Origin of the sequence: Streptomyces sp. WZ-12, from assembly GCF_028898845.1 — a bacterium.
Lineage (GTDB): Bacteria > Actinomycetota > Actinomycetes > Streptomycetales > Streptomycetaceae > Streptomyces.
Map to the genome: position 1 here is coordinate 1620592 of NZ_CP118574.1, position 24911 is coordinate 1645502.

The following is a 24911-nucleotide window of genomic DNA, read 5'->3' on the forward strand; positions in this document are numbered from 1 at the left end:
CCCGAGAGGACCGATACGGCACCACTGCCGCGCAACTCCCCCACCAGGGGTGCAGCGGCCAAGGACAGGAGAGGCACCGACATGTCACTGCCATCGTCAACGACCCTGCTCGACGTAGCCGTTCAGCCCGGCAGACCGCCGATCCTCCTCGCCGAGGGCGGCGACGACCCGGCGCGCTGGGCTGGCCAACACCGAGACGCCCTCTACGCCACTCTCCGCGAGCATGGTGCGTTGTTGGTTCGTGGGTTGGGTTTGGGTGACGCGGCGGTGACTGCGGCCGTGTTCCGGGCGTTGTCCGGTGGTCTGATGGCGGAGCGGGAGAGTTTCGCGCCCCGGGAGCGTTACGAGCCGGGGGTGTACTCGTCCTCGAAGTGGCCGCAGAACCAGCCGATGTGCATGCACCACGAACTCAGCTACACCACCACCTTCCCCGGCCTGATGCTCTTCGCGTGCCACACCGCCCCCCAGGACGGTGGAGCCACCGCGGTGGCCGACGCCGCGGCCGTACTGCGGGCGTTGCCACGGCGGTTGGTCAAACGCTTCGAGCGCCAAGGATGGCTACTGACCCGCAGCTACAACAACGAGATCGGCGCCTCCACCCTCGAAGCCTTCGGCACCGAGGACCGCCACACCATCGAAAACTACTGCCACACCAACGCCATCACCTACCAGTGGCAACCCGACGGCACCCTGCACACCCGCCAACGCCGCAGCGCCCTGCTGACCCACCCCCACACCAAACAACGCTGCTGGTTCAACCAGATCGCCTTCCTCAACCAGTGGACCCTGGCGCCAGAAATCCGCGAATACCTCACCGAGACCTACGGCACCGACGGCCTGCCGTTCAACACCGCCTACGGCAACGGCGAGCCCATCGAAGAAGACGTCATCGACCTGCTCAACACCACCTACACCACCCACACCGCCCGCGAACCCTGGCAAAGCGGCGACCTCCTCCTCGTCGACAACATCCGCACCGCACACAGCAGAGAACCCTTCACCGGAACCCGCGAGGTCCTCGTCGGCCTGGCCAACCCCACGCCACTGGCCGACTGCTCACCCACCATCGAGGTGACCACCCCATGACCACCCTCCACCCCGCCCACACCCACCCACCCAACCCCCGCACCATCCCCACCTTCGCCGTCATCTCCGGCGCCCAAGTCCAACACGTCTGACCGGACACGCCCACCGCATCGTCGACCTGATCGAAACCACCTACCGCCTCCACGACAACGGCGAAACCACCAACCCCCCCTCCTTCTTCCTCCACCTCCCCGACCGCCCCACCTCCCGCATCATCGCCCTACCCGCCTCCCTCGGCGGCACCACCCCCATCGACGGCCTCAAATGGATCTCCAGCTTCCCCACCAACATCGAAGCCGGCATCCCCCGCGCCTCCGCCGTCCTCATCCTCAACGACCACGACACCGGCTACCCCTTCGCCTGCCTGGAAAGCTCCATCATCAGCGCCACCCGCACCGCAGCCTCCGCCACCCTGGCCGCCGACCACCTCACCCGCACCCGCCCCCGACCCCGCACCATCGGCTTCTTCGGCACCGGACTCATCGCCCGCTACATCCACACCTTCCTCACCGAAACCGGCTGGCACTTCGACCAAATCGGCATCCACGACCTCTCCCCCGACAGCGCCGCCGGCTTCCGCCTCTACGCAGAACAAGCAGGCACCACCCCCTGGGTCACCATCCACAACGACCCCGAAGAACTCATCCGCACCAGCGACCTCATCGTCTTCGCCACCATCGCCAACCAACCCCACATCACCAACCCCACGTGGTTCGACCACCACCCCCTCATCCTCCACGTCTCCCTACGCGACCTCACACCCGACATCCTGCTCACCGCCGCCAACTTCCTCGACGACATCGACCACTGCCTCACCGCCAACACCTCCCCCCACCTCACCGAACAACGCACCGGCACACGAGACTTCATCAACGGCACACTCAACGACGTCATCAACGCACGCGTAAAAGTCCCCACCGACCAGACCGTAGTGTTCTCACCCTTCGGACTCGGCGTACTGGACCTCGCCCTCGGCAAGTACGTCTACGACGAAGTAGCCCGCTCCGACGCCCTCCACGTCGTCGACGACTTCTTCCACGAACTACGCCGCTATGGCTGACCGGCCGACATCGCCACGAGTGCGGAAGGAGGCGTCATGACGGTCATCTCCACCCCTGCGGACTTCAACGCCGAGGACCTCTACGTCGACCTGCGGTCGATGGTGGGGCACGCCCTGTTCCTCAAGTGCGAGGGATTCAACTTCGCCGGCTCGATCAAGCTCAAGGCCGCGACCGAAATGGTGGAGGCCGCCGAGGAGAGCGGGACCCTGCGGGCGGGGTCCATCATCATCGAATCGTCCTCCGGCAACTTGGGCGTGGCCCTGAGCATCATCGCCGCCAGCAAGGGATACGGCTTCGTCTGCGTGACGGACGCGCGCTGCAACCTCTCGGCGCAGCGGTTCATGGAGGCGATGGGCGGCCAGGTGCACATCATCTCCGAGCCGGCGTCGCACGGCGGTCTGCTCGGTGCGCGCCTGGCGCACGTGCAGCGGTTGTGCGCCTCCGACGAACGGTATGTCTGGCTCAACCAGTACTCCAACGCGAACAACTGGAAGGCCCACTACCGCACCACCGCGCCGGCCATCGCGCGCCATTTCCCGCGCCTGAACGTGCTGTTCATCGGGACGGGCACCACCGGCACGCTGATGGGCTGCGCCCGTTACTTCCGGAAGCTGCACCGGCAGGTGAAGATCGTGGCGGTGGACAGCGTCGGCTCGGTGACCTTCGGCGGCGAGCCGGCCCGCCGGATGATCCCCGGCCTGGGCACCAGCGTCCGCCCCGCGCTGCTGGACGAGTCGTTCGTGGACGACGTGATCCACGTCCGGGAGGTGGACACCATCCGGACCTGTCACCGCCTGGCCCGGCGCGGGTTCCTCTTCGGGGGCTCGACCGGCACCGTCGTCAGCGGCGCCCAGGAGTGGTTGGCCAGGCAGTCCGACCCGGACCTCACGGCGGTGGCGATCTCCCCGGACCTCGGTGAGCGCTACCTGGACACCGTCTACCAGGCGAGTTGGGTCCGGGCGTTGTACGGGGAGGACGTGCTCGATCAGGATCGGCTGGCGGCGCGGCTGAGTCGGGTCGGTGAGTGGCGCGGCGGCTGAGGTCCCGTCGTGCGGCTCCGGCCGCCGCCGTACCGCCGCCCCGGTCGGGCAGCGCGTCCTCCTGGCCGGCGGCCCGCCGCCCGGCGGCGCGTTGCCACCGGACACGGCCACCCGACTCCACGAGGAGGAGTCGGCCGGCGGCTGAACCACCCAGCGGGGCGCCGGAGTTCACCCGCCCGCCGTCACGTCAGAGCCCCCACGCGGCCCCAGCCGCTGTCCTTCGGCGCCGGCGCCCGTCCCGCCGCGCCGACGGCGACGAACCGGCCCCATCCGCTGTCCGCGACGACCACCCGCGAGGCCGAGGCCACCGCCGGTGCCGAGCCCTCGGGGGCGTGCGCCGCCCCGACGGCTACGGCGCCGAAGATTCCGACGGAGGCGAGAGCAAGGGCGAGGGCGGCCGAAGTGCGGGACGTTGTGGGGGACTTCATGGTGGTTCGCTCCTCCTGCTGTGGGTGGGACCGGATCCGGAATGTGCGGTGTTGCCCGCTCCTTCCGGTGCTCCAAGACTCCCCCGCGGGCGCCGGCCGGGCCATGCATCACGGCGCTCACCAAACTGCCATGCAGCAAGGCGAACAGCGTACGAATCGCTTTTACCCGGGCAAACTGGGGTGAATTTCCTCAGCGTTGATCGTCCCGATATCGCACCGTCGCCGCGATCACCCCCCTCCCGGACGCCATGAGCACCACCGCGATCAGCACGGCGACGGCCACCGCCGCGGCGCGTCAGCGCCTCGGCGCACCGCCAGGCCGCGGCCGGCACCCGACGCCCCGCGCGTCCGGTGCGCAGCCGGTCGGCGAGCCGGTGCCCGGTGCGGGCCCGCGACGCCGGTCTCGCCTCCTGACCCCGGTCCGGCTGCCGCCCCGCCGCTCCGGGGGCACCCTGGAGGTATGGTCCGCGCCAATGACGAGGTCGAGGCGTTGCTCCAGGAGTACGCCGACCTCCTCGCGATCAGCGGCGGCGACGCCTTCAAGGCCCGGGCGTACGAGAAGGCCGCCCGGGCCATCGGGGGGCACCCCGCCGACGTCTCGAAGCTGGACGCCAAGGGGCTGCGGGAGATCCCGCACGTCGGGGCGTCGATCGCGGAGAAGGTGGTGGAGTTCCTGCGCTCGGGCCGGGTGGCGGTGATCGAGGAGACCCGCGCGACGATCCCGGCCGGCGTACGGGAGTTGATCACCATCCCGACGCTCGGCCCGAAGAAGGCCCTGGTCCTCTACGAGGACCTGGGGATCACCTCCGTCGACCAACTGCTGGACGCCGTCCACGAGGAGCGGTTGCGGGACCTGAAGGGGTTCGGCGAGAAGACCGAGGAGAACATCCTGCACGGCATCGCGCTGCTGCAGCAGGCGGGCGGCGGCCGCATCCTGCTCAACGCCGCGATGGACGTCGCCGAGCAGATCACCGGCGAACTGTCCCGGATCGCCGGCTGCGAGCGCTGCGCCTACGCCGGGTCGCTGCGCCGGATGCGGGAGACCATCGGGGACATCGACATCCTCGTCGCCGCGGAGCGGTCCGCGCCGTTCATGGCGGCGCTGGCCGAGCTCCCGTCCACCGCCGAGGTCATCGCGCACGGCGAGAAGAAGACCTCCGTCCGCACCACCAAGGGCCTCCAGGTGGATCTGCGGGTGCTGCCGCCGGCCTCCTGGGGCGCGGGCCTCCAGTACTTCACCGGCGCCAAGGCACACAACATCCGGACCCGCGCGATCGCGGTGCACAACGGCCTGAAGCTGTCCGAATACGGGCTGTTCGACAGCGAGAGCGGCGAGTTGGTCGCCTCGGAGACGGAGGAGGAGATCTACGCCCGGCTCGGACTGCCGTGGATCGCACCGCCGTTGCGGGAGGACCGCGGCGAGGTCGCCGCCGGGCTGCGGGACGAACTGCCCGACCTGGTCACGGAGCAGGACATCCGGGGCGATCTGCACACCCACACCGACCTCACCGACGGCCTGTCCTCCCTGGAGGACATGGTCGCCGCGGCCGCCGACCGGGGCTACGCGTACTACGCGGTCACCGACCACGCCCCGAACCTCTCCATGCAGCGGATGACCGACGAGAAGATGCTCGCCCAACGGGCCGCGGTGCGGGCCCTGGACCGCAAGCACCGCGGCATGCGGCTGCTGCACGGCACCGAACTCAACATCGACCCGGACGGCGAAGTCGACTGGCCCGACGCGTTCCTGGCGGAATTCGACCTCTGCGTGGCCTCGGTGCATTCGCACTTCAACCAGAGCCGACGGGCGCTCACCCGCCGTCTGATCCGCGCCTGCGAGAATCCGTACGTCGCGATCATCGGCCATCCCACCACCCGGCTGATCGGCAAACGCCCGGGAATCGACGCGGACTTCGACGCGGTATTCGAAGCCTGCGCCCGCACCGGCACCGCCCTGGAAATCAACGCCCATCCCGAGCGGTTGGACCTGTGCGATGAGGACATCCTGCGCGCCAAGCGGCACGGCGTGAAATTCGCCGTGAACTCCGACGCGCACGCCACCACGCACCTGCCCTATCTGCGCTATGGAATCGGCACCGCGCAGCGCGGCTGGCTCACCAAGGACGACATCATCAATGCCTGGCCGCTGACGAAATTGCGCCGCTTCCTGCGCGCGGGCCGCCGACCGTAACGGCCGCCCCCGGCACAGCCGTCGGGCGCGCGCGGCGCCGGGGCCCGTCCGAGGGGCGAGCCCTAGGCGGGCTCGGGCTCCGGTGTCGTGCCGCGGTCCCGCCGGTGCACCCGGTCCAGCAGCGCGGCCGGGTCCGGCTCGGCCTGGAGGCCGCGCAGCAGCAACAGCCACAGGTCGTCGAGGTGCTCCTCGATGTTCCGCCGTCCCTCCAGCGCGTCGGAGACGGTGTGCAGCCCGAAGAAGGCGCAGACCACGCCGTGCGCGGTGACCACCGGCTGCATCCCGACGGCCAGTTCGCCGTTGCGGGCGGCCTCTTCGAGGAGCTGGGTCACCGCCTCGATCCAGCCGAGGAACGGCGTCGGGAGCTGGGTCTCGATGGCCTTGCGCTCCGCCCACAGTCGAGCCCCGGCCCGCACCACGACGTCGTCCCGGAACGCCCGCGCCACCTCGAAGCTCAGCCCGACGAGTTTCTCCAACGCCGGTACGCCGGGCTGTCGGTAACGGCTGATCAGTTGCGGCCAGGTGGCGAAGTGCTCCTCGACGATGGCCAGGGCGAGCTTCTCCTTACTGGCGAAGTGGAAATAGATCGCGCCGCTGGTGCGGCCGGAATGCGCGCTGATATCGCTGATGCTCGTGCCGGCATAACCCCGCTCGTCGAACAGCGTTGCGGCCGCTTCCAGAAGGAACCTGCGCGTCGTCTTCGCCCGGATCTGCACATGCACCTCAGATGTCGTTCTCGTGCCACCTGCTGGAAATGTACCGCGCCCCGCCTCCCCCAATTCACGGGTGCGGGTGTTCGAATTCCGATATTCCCTAGTCATATGAATACGTCACCTTCCGGCCCGGCCGAAAAGAGCCGACCGCTCAGTTGGTCCCGGACCGTCGAGCGGGAGTTGGTGCACCGGACCTCGGTGGCCGAGGTCCTCCTCACGGACGTCCGCCCGGCGCCGGCCACGGACACCTTCGACGCGGCGGCGTGCTGGCCGCGGGCCCACACGACCTTCCCGCGCACCGGGCCACAACGGCACAGCCCACTGGTCCTGGTGGAGACCCTGCGCCAGCTCGGCCTATACGTCCCGCTGCGGTTCTACGGGGTCCCCGCGACATGCCACGCGATCATCACCGACCTGCACTTCCGGCTCTCCCCTGCGGCCGAACCGCCGGCCGCCCCCGGCGCGACCGAGATCACCTGCCGCGCCCGCGCGAGCGGCGTCCGACGGACACCGGACGGGACCGTCACCGGCCTGCGGCTGGACGTCGACTTCGCCGCTGGAGGGGCGCTTTTCGGCCGGGGCGGCGGCGGGGTCCGGTTCGTGCCCGAGGCGGGCTACGCCGCCCTGCGCGCCCGGGGCGCGACCGGCACTCCGACGCCCGCGCCCCCGCCGCCGGCGCACCGCCCGGGCGTCGCCGCGTTGACCGTGAACCACCTCCAGGACGCGGTCCTCGCCCTGGACGGCGACGGGCTGTTGGTGGCGCCGGCCGACCCGCTGCACCCGTTCCTCTTCGACCACCCCACCGACCACGTGCCCGGGATGGTGCTCCTGGAGGCCGCGCGACAGGCGGTCGCGTACCGCACCGGAGGCGCACTGGCGCGCCCGCGCGGGGGGCGGCTCAGGGCGGTGCGGTTCACCGAACTCGCGCCGCTCGCCCGCGTGCTGTGCACCCGGCACCACTCGACGTGCGTGTTCCGCATCGTCCAGGGCGGCACACCAACGGCCTACGGCACCCTCAGTTACGCATAGGGCATAAAATATGGACTTTTATCGATCTATTGACCCCGCCGCGTCGCCGTCCGTAGCGTAACGATCGTTATTTTCCGACGCGGAGCGCGCGTTGATCTCCCGTGCGCGGGAGCCGCCCCCCGTCGGGAACCCTCAAGCCCGCTGCCGCGGCCGTGCACCGACGCAGTCATGCCTCGAAAGGCCACCCGGTCACATCGCCGCCCTCCGGGCCCAGCGGAACGGAACCTCGGATGACAGCACACCGCATCCTTTCCTGGACCCCCGCCGCCGTCGTCTTCGACTGTGACGGCACGTTGATGGACACCGAACGCCACTGGGTGGACGCCCGTGACGTGGTGCTGCGCGAATACGGCTACGCCCCCGCCCCGGGGTTCGCGGAACAGGCCCGGGGCCTGCACTACACCGCGTGCGGCCGGCTGATGGCCGATGCGGTCGGCCGGCCCGACCTGACCGAGGAGTTGACGGCCTCGCTGCTCGACCGCTTCCGGCAACTCGTCGCGGCCAACCCGACGACCATGCCCGGCGCCCCCGAACTGGTGCGCTCGGCCGCCCGGTTCGCCCCGCTGGCGGTGGCCAGCAACTGCCCGCTGGAAGTCGTGGAATCCTGCCTGGACTTCGCCGGGCTGCGCCGGTTCTTCGGCCACATCGTGGTGCCCGACGCCAGCACCAGACCCAAACCCCACCCGGACGTCTACCTGACCGCGGCCCGGCTCTGCGGGGTCGAACCGGCCAGTGCACTGGCCGTCGAGGACTCGCACTGCGGCATCCAGGCGGCCGCGGCCGCCGGACTCCGGGTGATCGGCGTCGGCCCCCGCCCGTCCGGGCCGGAGACCACGCTGGCCGACTGGTGGGTCCACTCGCTCCAGGAACCGGCCGTGCAGGGCTGGGCGGGCGCCCGCATCCCCATCCAGGGCGACGGCCCCAACGGCGCCCAGCACGGCACGCAAAACGGCACGCCCTAACCGAGACCCAGCCCCGCGCCGGGCGCCCCGACCGCCCGCCCGCACGGTGCGCCGGGCTCTCGCCTCCCACCCGACCATCCGTCATCTCCCTTCCAGGCACGGCCAGTTCGCGTCGGTCGGCGAGCACCGGCGGCGTCTCCGGGCGCGCGGCGCTCCTCGGCCGGCGGGCTCCGGCCGGCGCTCCGCACCGCCGTCCCCCTGGCCGCGGTGACGGCAGGGCCCGCCCGGGCCCGGGCGGGTTAGGGTGGGGACATGCTTTGACGCAGGCCCGCGGCCCGGGCGCCCCCGTCACCTCCTTCGTTGCCGCACCCGCACGGATCCGGATCCACGAAGGAGAATCCCTGATGACCACGTCGACCCCGATCGACGTCCCCGAGGCGTTCACCGCGTCCTACGGTGCGCACGGCGCCGCGGAGCGCGCCTGGCTCACCACACTGCCGGCGCTGGGCGCGGAGTTCCTTGACCGCTGGGCGCTGCGTCCGGACGGTCCCGCCCGGTACGGCATGGCCTCGCTCGTCCTGCCGGTGCGGCGCCCGGACGGGACGCCGGCCGCGCTCAAGCTCCAGCAGCCGCGCGAGGAGAACGCCGGTGCCGCCGCGAGCCTGCTGGCCTGGCGCGGCAACGGCATCGTCCGCCTGCTCGACCACGACGAGGCCAGCGCCACCCAGTTGTTGGAACGGCTGGACGCCGGCCGACCGTTGTCGGCAGTGCCCGACGACATCGAGGCGCTGGGCATCCTGGCCGTGCTGATGGCCCGGTTGGTGGCGGTGCCCGCCCCGGCGGGCCTGCGGCGGCTCGCGGACGTCGCCGCCGCCATGGTGGAGCAGACGCCGGGGGCCGTCCCGGCGCTCGGCGACCCGGCCGAGCGGCGGCTGGTGCGTCACTGCGCGGCCACCGTCGCCGAGCTCCTCGACGAGGCCGGCGACCGCCTGCTGCACTGGGACCTGCACTACGACAACGTGCTGGCCGGGCGGCGGGAGCCCTGGTTGGCCATCGACCCCGAACCGCTCGCCGGCGACCCCGGTTTCGAGCTGCTGCCCGCGCTGCACAACCGGTGGAACGAAGTGGTGGCCACCGGTGACGTGCGGCGGGCGGTGCTGCGGCGGTTCGACCTGCTGACCGAGGTGGTCGGCGTGGACCGGGAGCGGGCCGTGGGCTGGACGCTCGGCCGGGTCCTGCAGAACGCCCTGTGGGACGTCGAGGACGGCGAGCACGCCCTCGCACCGGCCCAGATGGCCATCGCCGAGGCGCTGCTCAACCGTCCGGCGCCGCACGGGAGTTGATCGGCCGCGTTCCGTAGCACGGCGGGCTTCTGCCATGCTGCCAGGCGGGCACTCCCCCGCCCGGCAGCGGGGAGCGGCCCGCCGTCACCGGCCGAGGAAGGGGCGACACCATGGACGACGAGGGCACCGGCCCGCCGCAGGAAGCCGCGCGGATCGCGCTCACCGACGCCGCCGCCGCGCTGCTGCGGTCGCTGCGCGCGCGGCACGGACCGTTGATGTTCCATCAGTCCGGCGGCTGCTGCGACGGCAGTGCGCCGATGTGCTATCCGGAGGGAGAGTTCCGCACCGGCGACTCGGACGTGCTGTTGGCGGAGTTGGCGGTGGCCGACGTGCCCGAACCGGTGGGCTTCTGGATGTCGGCCGACCAGTTCGCCCGCTGGCGACACACCCATCTGACGGTGGACGTCGTCCCGGGGCGGGGCAGCGGCTTCTCGCTGGAGGCGCCGGACGGCGTGCGCTTCCTGATCCGCTCCCGGCTCTTCACGGACGAGGAGCGGGCGGCGCTCGGCGGATGACCGCGCGCCCAACGGGTGCGCCGACGACAGGAGTCCGAGGCAGCGGTGAGGCCCCGCGCACGGGGGAACGCGCGGGGCCTCACCCTCTCAAACGGCCCGCGGCCGGCCGAGGTTCCCCACCGGGCGAGGATTTCGCGGAAATCCTCGCGGCGCGGTCCCGGACGGTCAGGGCGGCTACGGCTCGTCCCGCACCAACCGTTCCAGCATGTCCTGGAACTCCACGTCGACCACCACCCGCAGCCCGTCGCCGTCCGGCTCGCTGAGCGGCGTCATCCTGCCGCGGCGCCACCAGTAGACGCGGGGGCTGATCGCGCCCGCCGCGTCCTCGTGACCGGCGGCCGCGAACTGCGCCATGGCCTGGAGCGCCGGGATGACCTGGGCGTCGTGGATGCGGTGGAAGGCGAGTTGGTGGCGGAAGGGCAGGGCCACCAGGGCGCCGTCCCCGGTGAGTCCGGTGCCCGTCAGCCGCTCGACGAGTTCGTCCAGCACCAGTACCCGGCTCGCGGTGAAGAAGGAGTCGCCGAGCAGCACCTCGAACGCCGAGCCGTCGCCGCGGCGCACCGTCTCGTGCCCCTCGACCGGCAGGGCGCGCAGGTTGTTCATCGCCCGGATCCGCAGCTCGGCCACGTCCCCGAGGTCGGTGAGCGAGTCCTCGCTGAGCATCTGGACCGCCTCGGGCAGGTCGAGGGCGAGCACCTCGCACAACCCCGGGGCCGGCTCGCGGCCGTAGCGGAAGGAGTCGGAGGCGGGCAGGGTCTCCTGGGCGACGACCCGGGGGTAGAGGCAGGCCCGGATCTCGTCGTGGGAGAGGATCTCCAGCGGCTGCGGGCCGTCCATGGTGCGCAGCACCTTGCCGACGTGGTCGCGGATCAGCGCGGGCCAACAGCGTTCGCCGCGGCGGTCGCGGTGGCAGACGGCGGCCAGATTGCCGAGGCCGAACTGGCGGCCCGCGGAGTCGGTGACCACTCCGGCGTAGGCGGTGACCTCCAGACCGTGCTCGGCGAACGCCTGTCGGACCTCGGATCTGAACACGCGGCCTTCCCGCTCCGAGAAGAAGCCGAACTCGTCGTCGCGCGCGACGTCGCGGGGGTCCCGTTTCGGTCCCCGGCGGAACAGACCCATCTCGTCCTCCCGGCTGCGGCCACCCGCATCGGCCCTTGAATGCGCCGATCGTAACGGGTGCGCCTGAGAGTGCCGTCGCCCCGCGGCCGGGGACGGTCGCGGGGCGACGTTGGGGACGGTGAGCGGAGAAGAGGGAGAGGAGAGCGGTGAGAGGGTTAGCCGACGTTGACGTCGATGCAGGCGTAGAAGGCGTTGGCGGTGTCGGCGATGTTCCAGACCGCGAGGACCTTCTGCTGGCCCTTGAGGCTGCCGAAGTTGACGCTGTGGGTGACCTCGGCCGGCGGCTGGGCGCCGTGGCCGTCGATCTCGGCGATCTTCTGACCGTTGGCGAAATACTGGAAGTTGGCGGTCGCGTGCCGGGCCGTGAAGCGCCAGGTGAAGTCCTGGGTGCTCTGGACCGGGGTGACCTTCCACGCCTTGGAGTCGTCGTCCAGGTCGGCGAACTGGCTGTTGCCGCCGCTACAACTCGTCAGCCCCTTGGGCCCCTCGACGCTCTGCGGTTCCCACTTGATGGGGCCGCAGTCGACGGTGCCGGCGGCGCACTGGGCCTGCCGACTGGGCGGTGAGGAGACGTATCCGTGGGCACTGGCCGGGCTCACGGACATCGTGAGGACGAGGAGAGGGGCGATGCCGGCGCCGATGGAGGCGGCGAGCTTTCTCTTCTTGTTCATGTCAACCCTTTCGCGTAGGGGGGTGGTTGACGCGAGGGTGCGCAGGGGGGTTGGTCTAGACTTAACGCCGTGACCGCGTACGGTCAAGAGGTCCGACACGAGCCGTTCAGGGCCCGCTCGGCGCGCTGGACGCGCGGACCACCAGTTCCGGTGCGAGACGGACGGTGCGGACCGGGCGACGGGGACCGGGAACCGCGGTCCCCACGGGGCGGTCGAGGAGCAACCGGGCGGCCTCCGCGGCCAGTTCGGGCAGCGGTTGGCGGACGGTGGTCAGCGCCGGATCGGCGAGGCCGGCCAGCGGGATGTCGTCGAAGCCGGTGACCGCGACCTCGCCGGGGACGTCGGCGCCGAGTTGGCGCAGCCGCTGCAGGGCGCCGGCCGCGATCAGGTCGTTGGCGCAGACCACCGCGTCCGGGCGGGCGGGCCAGAGCCGGTCGACGGCGGCCCGGCCCCACGCCACGGAGAAGTCGCCGAGCAGCGCGCGCTCCGGGGCGGTCGGGTCGAGGGCGGCCGCGCTCGTGACGTAGGCCGCGCGCCGTTCGGCCGCCGCGGAGGCGGTCCCGGCGGCGCCGATGAAGCAGGGACGGCGGCGGCCGGTGGCGGCCAAGTGGGCCAGAACGAGCGCCATTCCGGCCGCGTTGTCGACGGCGACCGAGTCCGCGACGCCGGGGCCGCAGTCGCGGTCCAGCAGCACCAGCGGCACCCGCGCCGCGGCGGCCGCCACCGCCTCCCGGCTGCGCCGCTCGTCGACCGGGACCACCAGCAGGGCGTCGACCCGGCGGTCCGACAGCGCGGCGATCCGGGCCGCCTCGGTCTCCGGGTCGTCGTCGCAGTCGGCGAGCAGCACGGCCCGCCCCTCGGCGTGCAACGCGCGGTCCAACTCCCGTACGAGGGACGGGAAGAAGGGGTTGGCGATCTGCGGGAGGACCAGGCCGACGGTGCAGGTCACGCGGCTGCGCAGCGCCCGGGCGACCTCGTTGGGGCGGTATCCCAGGCGGTCGGCGGCCTGCCGCACGGCGCGGGCGGTCTCGGCACCGACCGGGCGGGTGCCGGCCAGGACGCGGGAGACGGTGGCGATGGAGCAGCCCGCCGCCCGCGCGACGTCCCGCAAGGTCACTTCGGCCACGGCGGCGCGCCCTTCCGCTACGGGACCCCGGCCGCGGGCGCCGTCGTCCTCGACGTCGGCGGCAATCGTTATCACCGCCGGTGCACACACGTATCAGTTGGGTACCGCCTCCTACCAGCGGGGATGCGGGTCGCCTGTCTCACACTTCCTTGATGTTTCATTGACATCTCCGCGGGCCATGAGCGAAATTTCCGGAGAACGTTTTCCCGAGGTTGCTGCCTGCCGCGGCGTGCCCCAGAGATCGAGTTCACCCCGCTTCACCGTTCCGCAGAGCAAAGGGGCTCTCCCGTTGGCCAGAAAGATCATCCTCGACTGCGACCCGGGGCATGACGACGCGATCGCCATGCTCCTCGCGCACGGCAACCCCGACGTCGAACTGGTCGCCGTGACGACCGTGGTCGGGAACCAGACGCTGGAGAAGGTGACCCGCAACGCGCTGTCGGTGGCGACGATCGCCGGCATCACCGGCGTGCCGTTCGCCGCGGGCAACCCGCGCCCCCTGGTCCGGTCGGTCGAGATCGCCCCCGAGATCCACGGCGAGACCGGGCTCGACGGGCCCGAACTCCCCGAGCCGGCCTTCGAGGTGGACCCCCGGCACGCGGTCGACCTGATCATCGACACCGTGATGTCCCACGAGCCGGGCGAGATCACCATCGTCCCGACGGCCGGGCTGACCAACATCGCCATGGCGGTGCGCAAGGAACCCCGGATCGCCGAGCGGGTGCGCGAGGTCGTCCTGATGGGCGGCGGTTACCACGAGGGCAACTGGAGCGCGGTCGCCGAGTTCAACATCATCATCGACCCCGAGGCCGCGCACATCGTCTTCAACGAGAAGTGGCCGGTCACCATGGTCGGCCTGGACCTCACGCACCAGGCGCTGGCCACCCCGGAGGTCGAGGCGAAGATCGCCGCGCTCGGTACGAAGCCGTCCCGGTTCGTGTTGGAGCTGCTGGACTTCTTCCGCGAGGCGTACCGCGAGAACCAGGGCTTCGAGTTCCCGCCGGTGCACGACCCGTGCGCGGTGGCGTACGTCATCGACCCGGGCGTGATGACCGTCCGCAAGGCGCCGGTCGACATCGAGCTGCGCGGCGCGCTGACCCTGGGCATGACCGTGACCGACTTCCGTGCGCCGGCGCCGGCCGACTGTCACACCCAGGTCGCGGTCAAGCTGGACCACGAGCGGTTCTGGAACCTCGTCGTGGACGCCCTGGAGCGGATCGGCGAAGGCCGCGCATGAACATCTCCACCGCACCGCGCACCACCGGGGTTTCGGGCGGGTCCGGCGTCCGCGTGGGCGTGCTGGTCACCGCGCTGCTGGCGGCCTGCTTCGCCTTCCAGCTCAACGCCAGCATGCTCAGCCCCGCGCTGAAGAGCATCGAGGACTCGCTCGGTGCCAGCTCCGCCGAGATCGGCATGACCCAGACCGCGTTCTTCACCTCCGCGGCGCTGTTCTCGCTGTTCCTGCCGCGGCTGGGCGACGTCCTCGGCCGGCGCCGGGTGCTGGCCGGGATGCTCGGCCTGATGGCCGTGGGGTGTGTGGTCGCCGCGCTGGCGACCAGCGTCCCGATGCTGTTCGCCGGGCGGATCATCCAGGGCGTGAGCGGGCCGGTGGTCCCGCTGTGCCTGATCATGCTGCGGGTCGAGGTCCACGAGCCGAAGAAGTACGGCACCCTGCTCGGCGTGATCACCGCGGTCAACGGCGGTATCGCCGGCGTCGATTCGCTGGCCGGCGGCTACCTCGCCGACCACTACGGCTTCGCGTCGGTCTTCTGGGCGATGGCGGTCGTCGCGGCCGTGGCCACCGCCCTGGTGGCCACCCTGACCCCGGAGTCCAAGGCCGCGGCCGCGTCCAAGATGGACTGGCCGGGCGTGACGCTGCTGGTCGTCTCGGTCGGCGCGCTGCTGATCGCGCTGAACGAGGCGGGCAAACTCGCCGCCGCCAACTGGGCGTTGATCGCCGTGCTGGTCGTGGTGGCCGCCGCCGCGTTCGCGCTGTTCTGGCGGACCGAGGACCGCAGCGGACATCCGCTGGTCGCCACCCGGCACCTCAGGCAGCGGGCCACCTGGTCGCTGCTGCTGACCACGGTGCTGACCATGACCGGCGTGTTCGCGGTGATGAACGGGCTGATCCCGGCCTTCGCCCAGGACGCCCAGGCGGGCCTGGGGATGTCGGCCGAGCAGTCCGCCTGGTGGACGCTGTCGCCGTATGCGCTCGCCGGGTTGGCGATGGGCCCGGTGGCCGGCCGGCTGGCCGCGACCTTCGGCTACGGCAAGATCCTGCGGCTGGGGCTCGTGGGTGCCGTGGCGTCGGTGGTGCTGATGCTGCTGACCATGCACGGCCACTCGCACGTGCTGCTGCTGGTGACCTCACTGCTGGTGGGCGTCACCTACGCCGGCGTCGCCAACATCGTCCTCAACGGGCTCGGCATCGTCCTCTCCCCCGGCGAGAACCCCGGCTTCCTGCCCGGCCTGAACGCGGGCGCCTTCAACCTCGGCGCGGGGCTCAGCTTCGCGGCGCTGTACGCGGTGAAGACCGCGCTGGCGCCCGCCGATCCGACCTCGCCCGGCGGCTACACCGCGGGCATGATCGCCGGCGTCGTGATCCTGGCGCTCGCCATCGGCACGTCGTTCCTGATCCCCAAGCCGGTGGCGGCCGAGGCCCAGGACTAGGGCCAGGACCCCGCGGGTCGCGCATCGACCGCCCGTCGTTCCCGGATGCCCGGGGCGGCGGGCGGTCGCGCGTTCCGGCCCGTGCCGCCGTCCGCGTCCGTACCGCGCCGCCGCCGTGTTGTCAGCCCGGAGGGAAAAGGGAGACTGGAACCGAAGGCAACGGAGGCAGCGATGGTCATGGAACACGGTATGGACAAGACCGGTCCCGCCCGGGACGACATGATGAAGAAGCAGCTTCGGAGCCAGATGACGGCGGACCGCTCGCTGCGCGCGGACGAGAACCGCGAGCTGGAGCCGCCCGGCGAGGACCAGCCGATGGCGGCGCCGTCGCCGGAGAGCGTCTACCGCGGCGGCACCCCGCACGGGATGTCCGAGCGCGATGTCGGCCTGCGCTCCGAGCTCGCGCAGTACCTCGGCCGCAGCGTCTACCCGGCGGAGCGCCAGGACATCATCCGCACCCTGCGCAGCAACCACGCCCCCGACCGCCTGGTCACGATGGCCGAGCAGCTCCCCACCCACCACCGGTACGGCAATGTGCAGGGCATCGCCGAGTCCCTGGGACTGGGCACCGAGGACCGGCGCTCCTGAGGACGGGGGACACCGGCAGGCGGACAATTGCCGTAGCGGGCACCCCACACAGCACCCCACGCGGAGGCGGAGAGAGAACAGGAGGGCGGCGATGTCCGACGACGCCATGGGCGACGAGGTCTACCAGCCGCCCAGATCCGATCCACAGGACAACCCCAACGACCTCGACATGGAGGACGCCCTGGACGAGCCGGGGCTCGACGAGGCGCTGGACACCGGATACTCGCCGCCGGAGCGCCCGTTCGTGGTGAACCACGAGGGCTGCACCGCGCAGGAGCAGCACGACCGTGAGTCCCTGGCCCACCGGCTCGCCCTGGAGCTTCCGGACGTCTGCGCGCCGGACGGCGACGGGATCGGGGACCTGCCGGGCGGCGCCGGCGAGCCCTACGACGACCAGGTCGGCGAGGAGCGGGCCGGGCGGATCGTCTCGTCCGACGACGGCTTCTGGCGCGGCGGCGGGAGCAACGACATCGTCGCCCGGGACGTCGGCATCGACGGGGGCGCGGCGTCCGCCGAGGAGGCCGCGGTACACATCGCCCACGATGTCGGCGGGACGTTCGACGGCGAGATCTGACGGAGCCGCCACGGGACGGCCAGCGGGGACAACCAGCGGGGACAACGCTCACGAGTTGCCGGTTCGGCAACGGTCTTTGCCGCCTCGGCCCGATTGGGCCGAGGCTTCGTCGTGACCGGATGAAGAGGAGCACATCCATGACGCACGACAGCGGCACGACCGTCCCCGACGAGGAGTTCTGGGACGCGCGGTACGCCGAGAGCGACCGCATCTGGAGCGGCAACCCCAATGTCGTCCTGGTCCGGGAGGTCGCCGACCGGGCCCCGGGGACGGCGCTGGACCTGGGGTGCGGCGAGGGCGCGGACGCGATCTGGCTGGCCGGACAGGGCTGGCGGGTCACCGCGGTCGACGTGTCGGGGGTGGCGCTGGAGCGGGCCGCCCGGCATGCCGCGGCGGCCGGGGTCGCCGACCGCGTCGACTGGCAGCGGCGCGACCTGGCCGCCTCGTTCCCCGAGGGCGGCTTCGACCTGGTGTCGGCGCAGTTCCTGCACCACCCCGGCGAGATCTTCCGCGCGCAGATCCTGCGGGCCGCCGCGGCGGCGGTGGCGCCCGGTGGAACGCTGCTGGTCGTCGGGCACGCCGGGCCGCCCCCGTGGGAGCAGGACCCCGAGCACACCGCGGAGGAGTTCCCGACGCCCGACGAGGTGCTGGCGGCCCTCGCGCTGTCCGCGGACGCGTGGGAGGTGCAGCTCAGCGAGGAGTTCGTGCGGGAGCAGACCGGTCCGGACGGGCGGCCGGTCGAGCGGACGGACGCGGCGCTGAAGGTGCGGCGCCGGAGTTGAGGCCGCCCTGCCGGTGGCGGACGGGGGTGCCGTCCGCCACCGGGGGCGGGCCCGCTCAGGCCGCCAGCGTGGGCAGCGGCTTCTCGTAGAGCCAGAGGTGCAGCAGGGGGCGGGCCCGGCCGCCGGCGGTGCGTTCGGCGTGCGCGAGGAACGCCGCGGTGCCGGCGCTCGCGCCGCGGTGGGCGCCGTGCCAGCCGCGGAGCACCTCGAAGAACCGCTGGTCGCCGACGGCCCGGCGGAGCGCGTGCAGGGCGCAGGCGCCCCGGACGTAGATCCGGTCGTCGAAGATCCGGCGCTGGCCGGGGTCGGCGATCCGCAGGTCCTGGGGGCGGCCGCGCAGCGCGCGCCATTCGTGGTGGGCGATCTCGTCGGCCGAGTCCTCGCCGATGTGCTCGGACCACAGCCACTCCGCGTAGGTGGCGAAGCCCTCGTTGAGCCAGATGTCGCGCCAGTCCCGCAGGCTGACGCTGTTGCCGAACCACTGGTGGGCGATCTCGTGCGCCACCAGGGTCTCCGAGCCGCGCCGACCGTCGATGTGGTTGCTGCCGAACACCGACCGGGTCTGGTTCTCGACCGGCGCGGCGAGTTCGGCGTCGACCACCACCGCGCCGTACGCCTCGAACGGGTAGCGGCCGAAGAGCGCGCTGAACGCCCGGAGCATCTCCGGCTGGCGGGCCAGGTCGTGGGCCGCCTCCTCCGCCATCCACGTGGGATAGGAGTTGTGCAGGGCGATCGACGGGTGGTCCGCGCCGGGCCGGACGGTGTCGCTGTCGTGCCGGAAGCGGCCCGTGTAGAGCGCCGCGAGGTACGGGGCCATGGGGCCGGGGTGGTGGTAGGTCCACCACTCGTGCCGTCCGCTGCGCCGGCGTTCGAGCAGGGTGCCGTTGGCGAGCGCGTGCTGGCCGGGCGGGACGCCGATCCGGAAGGTGAAGGCGGCCTTGTCGTCGGGGCGGTCGTTGCACGGGAACCACGACGGGGCGCCCAGTGGCTGGGAGGCGACCATCGTCCCGTTGTGCGGGTCGCCGGTGCGGTCCCAGCCGATCGGGCCGAACGGGGAGCGCACCGGCTTGGGCCGGCCGCGGTAGCCGACGTCCACGGTGAAGTGGGTGCCGGTGGACAGCGAGCGCGGGGTTTCCAGGTACACCTTCCCGTTCTGCTGGCGGCTGCGGACCCGGGTCCCGTCGATCCGGGCGCTGTGCACGGAGAGCCGGGACAGGTCCAACTCCACCCGGTCCAGGGGCTGGTTGGCCACCGCCTCGATGCGGGCCCGCCCGTCCAGACCGCCGTCGGCGGGGCGGTAGGCCAGGTGCAGGTCGTAGGAGACGGTGTCGTGGGCGTAGGTGCCGTGGCGCGGGAAGTACCGGTCGGCGAACGGTCCGCCGGGGCCGTCCGCGACCGTCGCGGCGAGGGGCAGCAGGGCGGCGCCTCGGATGAGGGCGCGCCGACTGCATCGGGTCACGCGGCCGCACCCCCCTTCGCGCGGGCCGCGGCGGGACGGGTCGGGCGTTCGCCGGCGATCGGGTTGCCGGCCCAGCGGGTGTGGGCGGGGACGCTCTCCCCGCGCATGACCAGCGAGGACGGTGCGATCGAGGCGCGGGCGCCGACCTCGGTGCCGGGGAGCACGATGCCGTGCGGGCCCAGCGAGGCGCCCTCGGCGAGGCGGACGGTGTCCAGCCGCATGATCCGGTCGTGGAAGAGGTGGGTCTGCAGGACGCAGCCGCGGTTGACGCTGGCGCCGTCGGCGACGGTGATCAGGTCGGTCTCCGGCAGCCAGTAGGTCTCCAGCCAGACCCCGCGGCCGATCTTGGCGCCGAGGGTGCGCAGCCACCAGTTGAGGACCGGGGTGCCGGTGAACGCGCCGGCCATCGACGGCACGGCGAGCGACTCGACGAAGGTGTCGTAGAGCTCGTTGCGCCAGACGAACGAGGACCACAGCGGGTGCTCGCTCACCGTGAACCGGCCGACCAGCAGCCACTTCGCCGCGGTGGTGATGAGCAGCGCGACGAGGCCCGAGAGCAGCAGCAGCGGGGCGCCGATCAGCGCGGCGAGGCCGAGGCCGCCGTTGGTGAAGGCGTCCTGTTCGGTGAGGAACACGCCCTCGGCGAGCACCACTGCGCACATCAGCGGCAGCACCCGGCACAGTTCGACGGCGGCCCGGGCCAGCACCAGCTTGCGCGGCGGCGCGAAGGTGCGCGCCGGGTCGGCCTGGGTCGCCACCCGGGGCAGCGGCATCGCGGGCCGGCCGAGCCAGGAGGAGCCCGGTTCGCCCTGTGCGGGGGCGTTGGAGAGCACGCCGATCAGGCTGTGGTCGGCGACGTCGTGGCCGGGGTCGACGATGCCGGAGTTGCCGACGAAGGCCCGGCGGCCGATCCGGACGGGGCCCAACCGCAGCCAGCCGCCGCGGAGTTCGAAGGGGGCGACCAGGGTGTCGTCGGCGAGGAAGGCGCCGTCCTCGACGTGCAGCAGGGAGGGCAGCGGCAGCACGGTGGAGATCTCGGCGTGCTTGCCGACCTTGGCGCCGAGCAACCGCAGCCAGTACGGGGTGCCGAGGCTGGCGTAGAGCGGGAAGAGGCTGCCGCGGGCGCCGTCGAGGAGGCGGGTGATCAGCCAGGCGCGCCAGGCGACGCCGCCGCTGGCCGGGTGCAGCCCCGGGGTGAGACCGCGGCTGAGGAGCCGGACCGTCGCGGCGGTCACCAGGATCGAGCAGAGGGTGGTGACGATCGCGAAGACGGGGGCGGCGACGAGCAGGCGGACCGCCACGGTGGGGAGCGTGCCGCTGTTGCGGACCAGGAAGTACGCGCCGACCAGCGCGGGGGCGGCGGTCAGCAGGGCGAGCAGCGGCATGCCGAGGAGCGTGAGCCCGTAGGCGGCGGTCCAGCGGCGGGAGCGCCGGTAGCGGGGCGCGGGCCAGGCGGTGCCGGCGATCCGCTCGGCGGCGCCGGCCGGGCGGGCCGGGGAGCCGGTCCACCGGTCGCCGTCGGGGATCTCACCGCTCAGGCAGCCGCCGGCGGCGAGTTCGGCGTCCCGGCCGACGACCGCGCCGGGCATCAGCATGCTGCGATGGGCGACCCGGGCACCGGCGCCGATGCGGACCGCGCCGATGTGCAGGGTGTCGCCGTCCAGCCACCAGCCGGAGATGTCCGCCTCGGGCTCGACGCTGCACCCGTCGCCGAGTTCGGCGAGGCCGGTGACCGGCGGCATGGTGTGCAGGGCCACGTTGCGCCCGGTGGTGCACCCCAGGGCGCGGGCGTAGAGCCGGGCCCAGGGGGTGCCGAGCAGGGAGGGGACGCCGAAGGCGGCGACGGTGCGTTCGGCGGTCCACAGTCGCAGGTGGGTGGCGCCGCCGCGCGGGTAGGCGCCGGGCTTGATGGAGCCGGCCAGCGCCCGGGCGGCCGCCGCGCCGATCCCGCAGCGCATGGGGGCGCTGAAGAGCACCACCCAGCCCACGATCACCAGCCACCAGGCGGTGTGCGGGGCCCACGCCTGCGGCGCGAGCAGCCCGAGCACGTTGTCGGCGAGCGCCAGGCCGACCAGTCCGCGCAGCCCGGCGACGCCGTACAGGGCGGTCTGGACGAGGAGTTGGACGGCGGCGGCGCGGCGCGGGACCGGGCGGACCGGGCGCGCCTCGTCGACCGGGCCGCCGAGCGAGTCGAGGTGCTCGGCCATGTCGCGGAGCACCGGGTGGCGGTAGAGGTCGGCGACGGAGACGCCGGGGTGGTGGGCCCGGAGCTGGGACGCCATCCGGGCGGCGACCAGGCTGGTGCCGCCGAGGGAGACGAAGTCGTTGTCCAACCCGGGCCGGACGCCGAGGAGTTCCTCCCAGACGCCGGCGAGGCGGGCGGCGGTGCCGTGCAGGGCCGGGGCCGCGCCTCCGGGGTCGTTGTCGGCCGGGGTGGACGGCAACGGCCAGGGCAGCGCCTTGCGGTCGACCTTGCCGGAGGTACGGGTGGGCAGGCTCTCGACCTCGGCCAGGACGGGCACCAGTTGTGCCGGCAGTCTCTCCTTGAGCAGCGCGCGGGCCTTGTCCTGCTGGAAGCTGGAGCCGTCGCCGGTGCGCTGCTCGGGGATGACGTAGCCGACCAGGACCTGGGTGCCGGCCGGGGTGGTCTGGACGGCCGCGGCGGCACCGCGGACGCCGGGCAGGGCGCCCAACGCGGCGTCGATCTCGCCCAGTTCGATCCGGCGGCCGCCGAGCTTGATCTGGTCGTCGGCGCGGCCGACGAAGAGCAGGCCCTCGGGTTCGGCGCGCACCAGGTCGCCGGTGCGGTAGGCGCGGCCGGTCTGCAGGACGTCGTCGGGGACGTACCGTTCGGCGTCCTTGACGGGGTCGAGGTAGCGGGCGTTGCCGACGCCGCCGATGATCAGCTCGCCCTCCTCGCCGTAGGACACCGGCCGGCCCTCGCGGTCGACGACGGCGAGCTGCCAGCCTTCCAACGGCAGGCCGATGCGGACCGGTTGGCCCGGCTGGAGGCGGGCGGCGCAGGCGACGACGGTGGCCTCGGTGGGGCCGTAGGTGTTCCACATCTCGCGGCCGGGGCCGGCGAAGCGGTCGACGAGCCCGGCGGGGCAGGACTCGCCGCCCACGATCAGCAGGCGGACCCGGTGCATCGACTCGTCCGGCCAGAGCGCGGCGAGGGTGGGGACGGTGGAGACCACGGTGATGCCGCGCTCGACCAGCCACGGGCCGAGCTCGTGGCCGGCCCGGACCAGCGAGCGGGGGGCGGGGACCAGGCAGGCACCGTTCCGCCAGGCCAGCCACATCTCCTCGCAGGAGGCGTCGAAGGCGACGGACAGCCCGGCCAGCACCCGGTCGCCGGGGCCCAGCGGCCGGTCCTGGCAGAAGAGGCCGGCCTCGGCGTCGACGAACGCGGCGGCCGAACGGTGGCTGACGGCAACGCCCTTGGGCGCGCCGGTCGAACCCGAAGTGAAGATGATCCAGGCGTCGTCCTCGGGGGCCGGGGGCCGCTGCGCCCCGGTGGGCCGGGCCAGTCCGAGCGGCGGGGCGTCCGGGCCGAGGACGGCGCAGACGGCGGCCTCCCGGAAGACGGTGGCGGCCCGCTCGTCGGGGTCATCGGCGTCGACCGGTACGTATGCGGCGCCGCTGCGCAGGACGGCGAGGATCGAGAGGTACAGCTCGGCGGTTCCGGACGGCACGCGCACGCCGACCCGGTCACCGGGGCCGATCCCTTGCTGCCGGAGCTGTCGCGCGCGTCGTTCGATCTCGCTACACAGGTCGTGGTAGGTGATCGCCTCGGCGCCGGTGTCCAGGGCGAGCGCCTGGGGGTGTGCGGCGGCGGTGGCGTCGAGCACGTCGAGCAGAGTCCGCGGGGCGGGGGTGCCGGCGGTGCGGTATACCGCCCGCGGAGCCGCGGGCTCTGACGGCTCGAAGGACGATTCGAGAAGGGGCGACGACATCGATATGCCTTTGTTCGGTGCCGGTGGGTGGAGACCCTCGGACATTCGCCCCTACAGATGCCGCTGACCAGGCACGGGTTCGCCGGTCGCGCACCCCAATCCAGTATTCGAACACGTTGTGAAAGCCCCGGCGGGCCACTTGGGCAGGCCGCACGGGCAAACCGACCGCGGAGCCCAACCATGACGTGGGAAAGAATTGACTCCGGGCGGAGATTGTTTTCGGGATCTTCAACGCCGTGAGACAAAACCGCAGGTCAGAGACGCATCATCGATTGGTCACGGCCCGCGCGGTCAAGGCTTCGCCAAGTATTTGCATCTTCACGCACATGTTCATCGTCTTCTCACGGCGGTCTCATCACCCCGTCATGACGTCGCCATACCCTCGCAACGCGACCTTCACACACCGGGCCGCAGCCTTTTCGCCGCCAACGACGCCTGACGGCACGTCACTTGAGGATGTTCACCGCGCGGGCCACCACGAGCACGACGGTCAGCAGCGAGACCGCCGACTGCAACAGCATCAGCAGCTTCGCCCAACGGGTCAGCGGCATCACGTCGGTCGGGCTGAACGCGGTGGCGTTGGTGAAGGACAGGTACAGGTAGTCGGCGAACTGCGGCTCCCAGTGCTCCGGGGCCAGCGCCGGCGTCGCCATCTGCGGGAAGAGGAAGTCGGGGTAGCGGCGCACCGCATGGACCCGGGCGACCGGTCCGCCGCGGTCCCACTCCCAGTACCAGAGCGCGAAGGCGAGGACGTTGGTGACCCAGATGGCGCCGCCGGTGGCCAGCAGCGCCGCGGCGTCCTCGCCCTCCGTGCCGCGCACCAGGCCGATCACCAGGTGCACCGCGGACCAGCCGTTCGCCGCGCTGATCAACGCGATCAACGCCAGCCCCGCCCACCGGTAGAGCCGGGAGGCCCGCTCGATGCGGACCGGGTCGGCCGCCACCAGGACGAGCAGCAGCACCGTCTCCAGCCCCGGCAGCAGCCACCCCGGATGGATCGCCAGCCGCGCCGGCAGCCGCCACTGGAGCACCACCGCCACCAGCACCGCCAGCGTCGACGGCCAGCGGGGTTCGCCGCGGGTGACCCGTCGCCAGGCCGGCCGCAGCCGCCGCCCGGCCTCGTCCCACCCCGCCACCGCCGGCGCCAACAGCGCCTCGATGAGGTCCAGTCGCTCGGCCGGGGTGCCGCGGTCGCCCGCCTCGTCGGGCCGGGGGTGCTCGGACATGCGGATCATGCTCACCCGGGAGCCGGGCGGTGTCCAGCGGCTCGGCCGGGGCGGCGGGATCCAAAGGTGGCCGCTTGGTTAAGAGTCGGTCAAAAACTTGCACTTCCGCGCAAGTACCTCCGCCGGCAGGTCTAAGCTCCTAGAGGTTTTGACAGCGGTCACCTCGTTCGGTGAGGCGTCGTCACGGACACAGGCCACTGATCCCACCCGTCGAGAGACGCTCCGGATCAGGACAGGTCTCCCCGGCCCAAGGGGTGACCCCAGGTGGCTGCCCCGCACGGGGCTACGCCGTGACGTGCCAAAGCTCTGACGAGTGGGGGTGAACCAGTCGACGGCGACTGGTCCGCTCCTTACCGGATCGACGACGGCGCACCCAGGCGCCCCGACCGGAAGGAGGCGAGAGACATGGAATGCAGTAGTCCGGGCCAT

20 protein-coding genes, 1 pseudogene and 1 riboswitch are annotated in these 24911 nt (G+C 72.3%); of the genes and pseudogenes, 13 read left to right on the plus strand and 8 right to left on the minus strand.

Features of this window, described 5'->3' with window-relative positions; all coding sequences use genetic code 11:
* Window positions 1-81 precede the first annotated feature (81 nt).
* The 3 genes and pseudogenes from PV796_RS06920 to sbnA all read left to right on the plus strand — a co-directional run bounded on the left by PV796_RS06920 (window position 82) and on the right by sbnA (window position 3187).
* Window positions 82-1086, plus strand: coding sequence for a TauD/TfdA family dioxygenase (locus tag PV796_RS06920; protein WP_274912030.1), 1005 nt, complete (start codon window positions 82-84; stop codon window positions 1084-1086).
* Window positions 1083-2146, plus strand: a pseudogene (sbnB, locus tag PV796_RS06925) (2,3-diaminopropionate biosynthesis protein SbnB). Before PV796_RS06920 ends, sbnB begins: the two are co-directional and overlap by 4 nt.
* A 36-nt stretch (window positions 2147-2182) precedes the next feature.
* Entirely contained in the window at window positions 2183-3187 is a 1005-nt protein-coding gene (gene sbnA, locus PV796_RS06930; protein WP_274912031.1) for a 2,3-diaminopropionate biosynthesis protein SbnA, read from the plus strand.
* A 182-nt stretch (window positions 3188-3369) separates the two neighbouring features.
* Here the strand turns inward: sbnA and PV796_RS06935 are convergent, their stop codons facing one another.
* Entirely contained in the window at window positions 3370-3615 is a 246-nt protein-coding gene (locus PV796_RS06935) for a hypothetical protein (RefSeq protein ID WP_274912032.1), read from the minus strand.
* Between the two features lie 460 nt (window positions 3616-4075).
* Here PV796_RS06935 and polX point away from each other — a divergent pair, with 460 nt between their 5' ends.
* Window positions 4076-5806 (plus strand): DNA polymerase/3'-5' exonuclease PolX, encoded by a 1731-nt coding sequence (gene polX / locus PV796_RS06940; protein ID WP_274912033.1) that lies wholly within the window; start codon window positions 4076-4078, stop codon window positions 5804-5806.
* A 62-nt stretch (window positions 5807-5868) separates the two neighbouring features.
* Here polX and PV796_RS06945 read toward each other — a convergent pair whose 3' ends face one another.
* Complete coding sequence (locus PV796_RS06945; RefSeq protein WP_446750565.1) at window positions 5869-6528, minus strand: ScbR family autoregulator-binding transcription factor; 660 nt, start codon at window positions 6526-6528, stop codon at window positions 5869-5871.
* 99 nt (window positions 6529-6627) lie between these two features.
* Between PV796_RS06945 and PV796_RS06950 the strand changes: the two genes are divergently transcribed.
* From PV796_RS06950 to PV796_RS06965, 4 genes are all read left to right on the plus strand, one after another.
* Window positions 6628-7548 (plus strand): ScbA/BarX family gamma-butyrolactone biosynthesis protein, encoded by a 921-nt coding sequence (locus PV796_RS06950; protein WP_274912034.1) that lies wholly within the window; start codon window positions 6628-6630, stop codon window positions 7546-7548.
* 230 nt (window positions 7549-7778) lie between these two features.
* Entirely contained in the window at window positions 7779-8510 is a 732-nt protein-coding gene (locus PV796_RS06955; RefSeq protein WP_274912035.1) for an HAD family hydrolase, read from the plus strand.
* A gap of 344 nt (window positions 8511-8854) precedes the next feature.
* Window positions 8855-9793 (plus strand): aminoglycoside phosphotransferase family protein, encoded by a 939-nt coding sequence (locus PV796_RS06960; protein ID WP_274912036.1) that lies wholly within the window; start codon window positions 8855-8857, stop codon window positions 9791-9793.
* Between the two features lie 110 nt (window positions 9794-9903).
* Window positions 9904-10308 carry a DUF779 domain-containing protein gene (locus PV796_RS06965; RefSeq protein ID WP_274912037.1) on the plus strand — a complete coding sequence of 135 codons (405 nt, stop codon included), beginning with the start codon at window positions 9904-9906 and terminating at the stop codon, window positions 10306-10308.
* A 174-nt stretch (window positions 10309-10482) separates the two neighbouring features.
* Here the strand turns inward: PV796_RS06965 and PV796_RS06970 are convergent, their stop codons facing one another.
* From PV796_RS06970 to PV796_RS06980, 3 genes are all read right to left on the minus strand, one after another.
* Entirely contained in the window at window positions 10483-11430 is a 948-nt protein-coding gene (locus PV796_RS06970; RefSeq protein ID WP_274912038.1) for a hypothetical protein, read from the minus strand.
* A 155-nt stretch (window positions 11431-11585) separates the two neighbouring features.
* The gene (locus PV796_RS06975; protein WP_274912039.1) at window positions 11586-12101 is read right to left on the minus strand and encodes a lytic polysaccharide monooxygenase auxiliary activity family 9 protein; all 516 of its coding nucleotides are present in this window, start codon (window positions 12099-12101) and stop codon (window positions 11586-11588) included.
* 106 nt (window positions 12102-12207) lie between these two features.
* Window positions 12208-13227 (minus strand): LacI family DNA-binding transcriptional regulator, encoded by a 1020-nt coding sequence (locus PV796_RS06980; RefSeq protein WP_274912040.1) that lies wholly within the window; start codon window positions 13225-13227, stop codon window positions 12208-12210.
* 289 nt (window positions 13228-13516) lie between these two features.
* Between PV796_RS06980 and uriH the strand changes: the two genes are divergently transcribed.
* From uriH to PV796_RS07005, 5 genes are all read left to right on the plus strand, one after another.
* On the plus strand, window positions 13517-14464 hold the full coding sequence (gene uriH / locus PV796_RS06985; RefSeq protein ID WP_274912041.1) for a uridine-preferring nucleoside hydrolase UriH: 948 nt from the start codon (window positions 13517-13519) through the stop codon (window positions 14462-14464).
* The gene (uriT, locus tag PV796_RS06990; RefSeq protein WP_274912042.1) at window positions 14461-15897 is read left to right on the plus strand and encodes a uridine transporter UriT; all 1437 of its coding nucleotides are present in this window, start codon (window positions 14461-14463) and stop codon (window positions 15895-15897) included. The genes uriH and uriT overlap by 4 nt, the downstream gene beginning before the upstream one ends.
* A 171-nt stretch (window positions 15898-16068) precedes the next feature.
* Window positions 16069-16485, plus strand: a complete 417-nt coding sequence (locus PV796_RS06995) for a DUF2795 domain-containing protein (protein WP_274912043.1) — start codon at window positions 16069-16071, stop codon at window positions 16483-16485.
* Window positions 16486-16576: 91 nt separating this feature from the next.
* Window positions 16577-17059 (plus strand): DUF5709 domain-containing protein, encoded by a 483-nt coding sequence (locus PV796_RS07000; protein WP_274912044.1) that lies wholly within the window; start codon window positions 16577-16579, stop codon window positions 17057-17059.
* 137 nt (window positions 17060-17196) lie between these two features.
* Window positions 17197-17841 (plus strand): class I SAM-dependent methyltransferase, encoded by a 645-nt coding sequence (locus PV796_RS07005; RefSeq protein ID WP_274912045.1) that lies wholly within the window; start codon window positions 17197-17199, stop codon window positions 17839-17841.
* Between the two features lie 55 nt (window positions 17842-17896).
* Here the strand turns inward: PV796_RS07005 and PV796_RS07010 are convergent, their stop codons facing one another.
* The 3 genes from PV796_RS07010 to PV796_RS07020 form a co-directional block, all read right to left on the minus strand.
* Window positions 17897-19300, minus strand: coding sequence for a M1 family metallopeptidase (locus PV796_RS07010; protein ID WP_274912046.1), 1404 nt, complete (start codon window positions 19298-19300; stop codon window positions 17897-17899).
* The gene (pls, locus tag PV796_RS07015; protein ID WP_274912047.1) at window positions 19297-23256 is read right to left on the minus strand and encodes an epsilon-poly-L-lysine synthase Pls; all 3960 of its coding nucleotides are present in this window, start codon (window positions 23254-23256) and stop codon (window positions 19297-19299) included. Before pls ends, PV796_RS07010 begins: the two co-directional genes overlap by 4 nt.
* 446 nt (window positions 23257-23702) lie before the next feature.
* The gene (locus PV796_RS07020; RefSeq protein WP_274912048.1) at window positions 23703-24482 is read right to left on the minus strand and encodes a hypothetical protein; all 780 of its coding nucleotides are present in this window, start codon (window positions 24480-24482) and stop codon (window positions 23703-23705) included.
* Between the two features lie 155 nt (window positions 24483-24637).
* A riboswitch (M-box (ykoK) riboswitch) is annotated at window positions 24638-24808 on the plus strand.
* Window positions 24809-24911 lie beyond the last annotated feature (103 nt).

Excerpts from the sequence above, each read along its gene's own strand:
- PV796_RS06920 (WP_274912030.1), top strand. The coding sequence starts at position 82 with ATGTCACTGCCATCGTCAACGACCCTGCTCGACGTAGCCGTTCAGCCC.
- sbnA (WP_274912031.1), top strand. The coding sequence starts at position 2,183 with ATGACGGTCATCTCCACCCCTGCGGACTTCAACGCCGAGGACCTCTAC.
- PV796_RS06935 (WP_274912032.1), bottom strand. The coding sequence starts at position 3,615 with ATGAAGTCCCCCACAACGTCCCGCACTTCGGCCGCCCTCGCCCTTGCT.
- polX (WP_274912033.1), top strand. The coding sequence starts at position 4,076 with ATGGTCCGCGCCAATGACGAGGTCGAGGCGTTGCTCCAGGAGTACGCC.
- PV796_RS06950 (WP_274912034.1), top strand. The coding sequence starts at position 6,628 with ATGAATACGTCACCTTCCGGCCCGGCCGAAAAGAGCCGACCGCTCAGT.
- PV796_RS06955 (WP_274912035.1), top strand. The coding sequence starts at position 7,779 with ATGACAGCACACCGCATCCTTTCCTGGACCCCCGCCGCCGTCGTCTTC.
- PV796_RS06960 (WP_274912036.1), top strand. The coding sequence starts at position 8,855 with ATGACCACGTCGACCCCGATCGACGTCCCCGAGGCGTTCACCGCGTCC.
- PV796_RS06965 (WP_274912037.1), top strand. The coding sequence starts at position 9,904 with ATGGACGACGAGGGCACCGGCCCGCCGCAGGAAGCCGCGCGGATCGCG.
- PV796_RS06970 (WP_274912038.1), bottom strand. The coding sequence starts at position 11,430 with ATGGGTCTGTTCCGCCGGGGACCGAAACGGGACCCCCGCGACGTCGCG.
- PV796_RS06975 (WP_274912039.1), bottom strand. The coding sequence starts at position 12,101 with ATGAACAAGAAGAGAAAGCTCGCCGCCTCCATCGGCGCCGGCATCGCC.
- uriT (WP_274912042.1), top strand. The coding sequence starts at position 14,461 with ATGAACATCTCCACCGCACCGCGCACCACCGGGGTTTCGGGCGGGTCC.
- PV796_RS06995 (WP_274912043.1), top strand. The coding sequence starts at position 16,069 with ATGGTCATGGAACACGGTATGGACAAGACCGGTCCCGCCCGGGACGAC.
- PV796_RS07000 (WP_274912044.1), top strand. The coding sequence starts at position 16,577 with ATGTCCGACGACGCCATGGGCGACGAGGTCTACCAGCCGCCCAGATCC.
- PV796_RS07005 (WP_274912045.1), top strand. The coding sequence starts at position 17,197 with ATGACGCACGACAGCGGCACGACCGTCCCCGACGAGGAGTTCTGGGAC.
- pls (WP_274912047.1), bottom strand. The coding sequence starts at position 23,256 with ATGTCGTCGCCCCTTCTCGAATCGTCCTTCGAGCCGTCAGAGCCCGCG.
- PV796_RS07020 (WP_274912048.1), bottom strand. The coding sequence starts at position 24,482 with ATGTCCGAGCACCCCCGGCCCGACGAGGCGGGCGACCGCGGCACCCCG.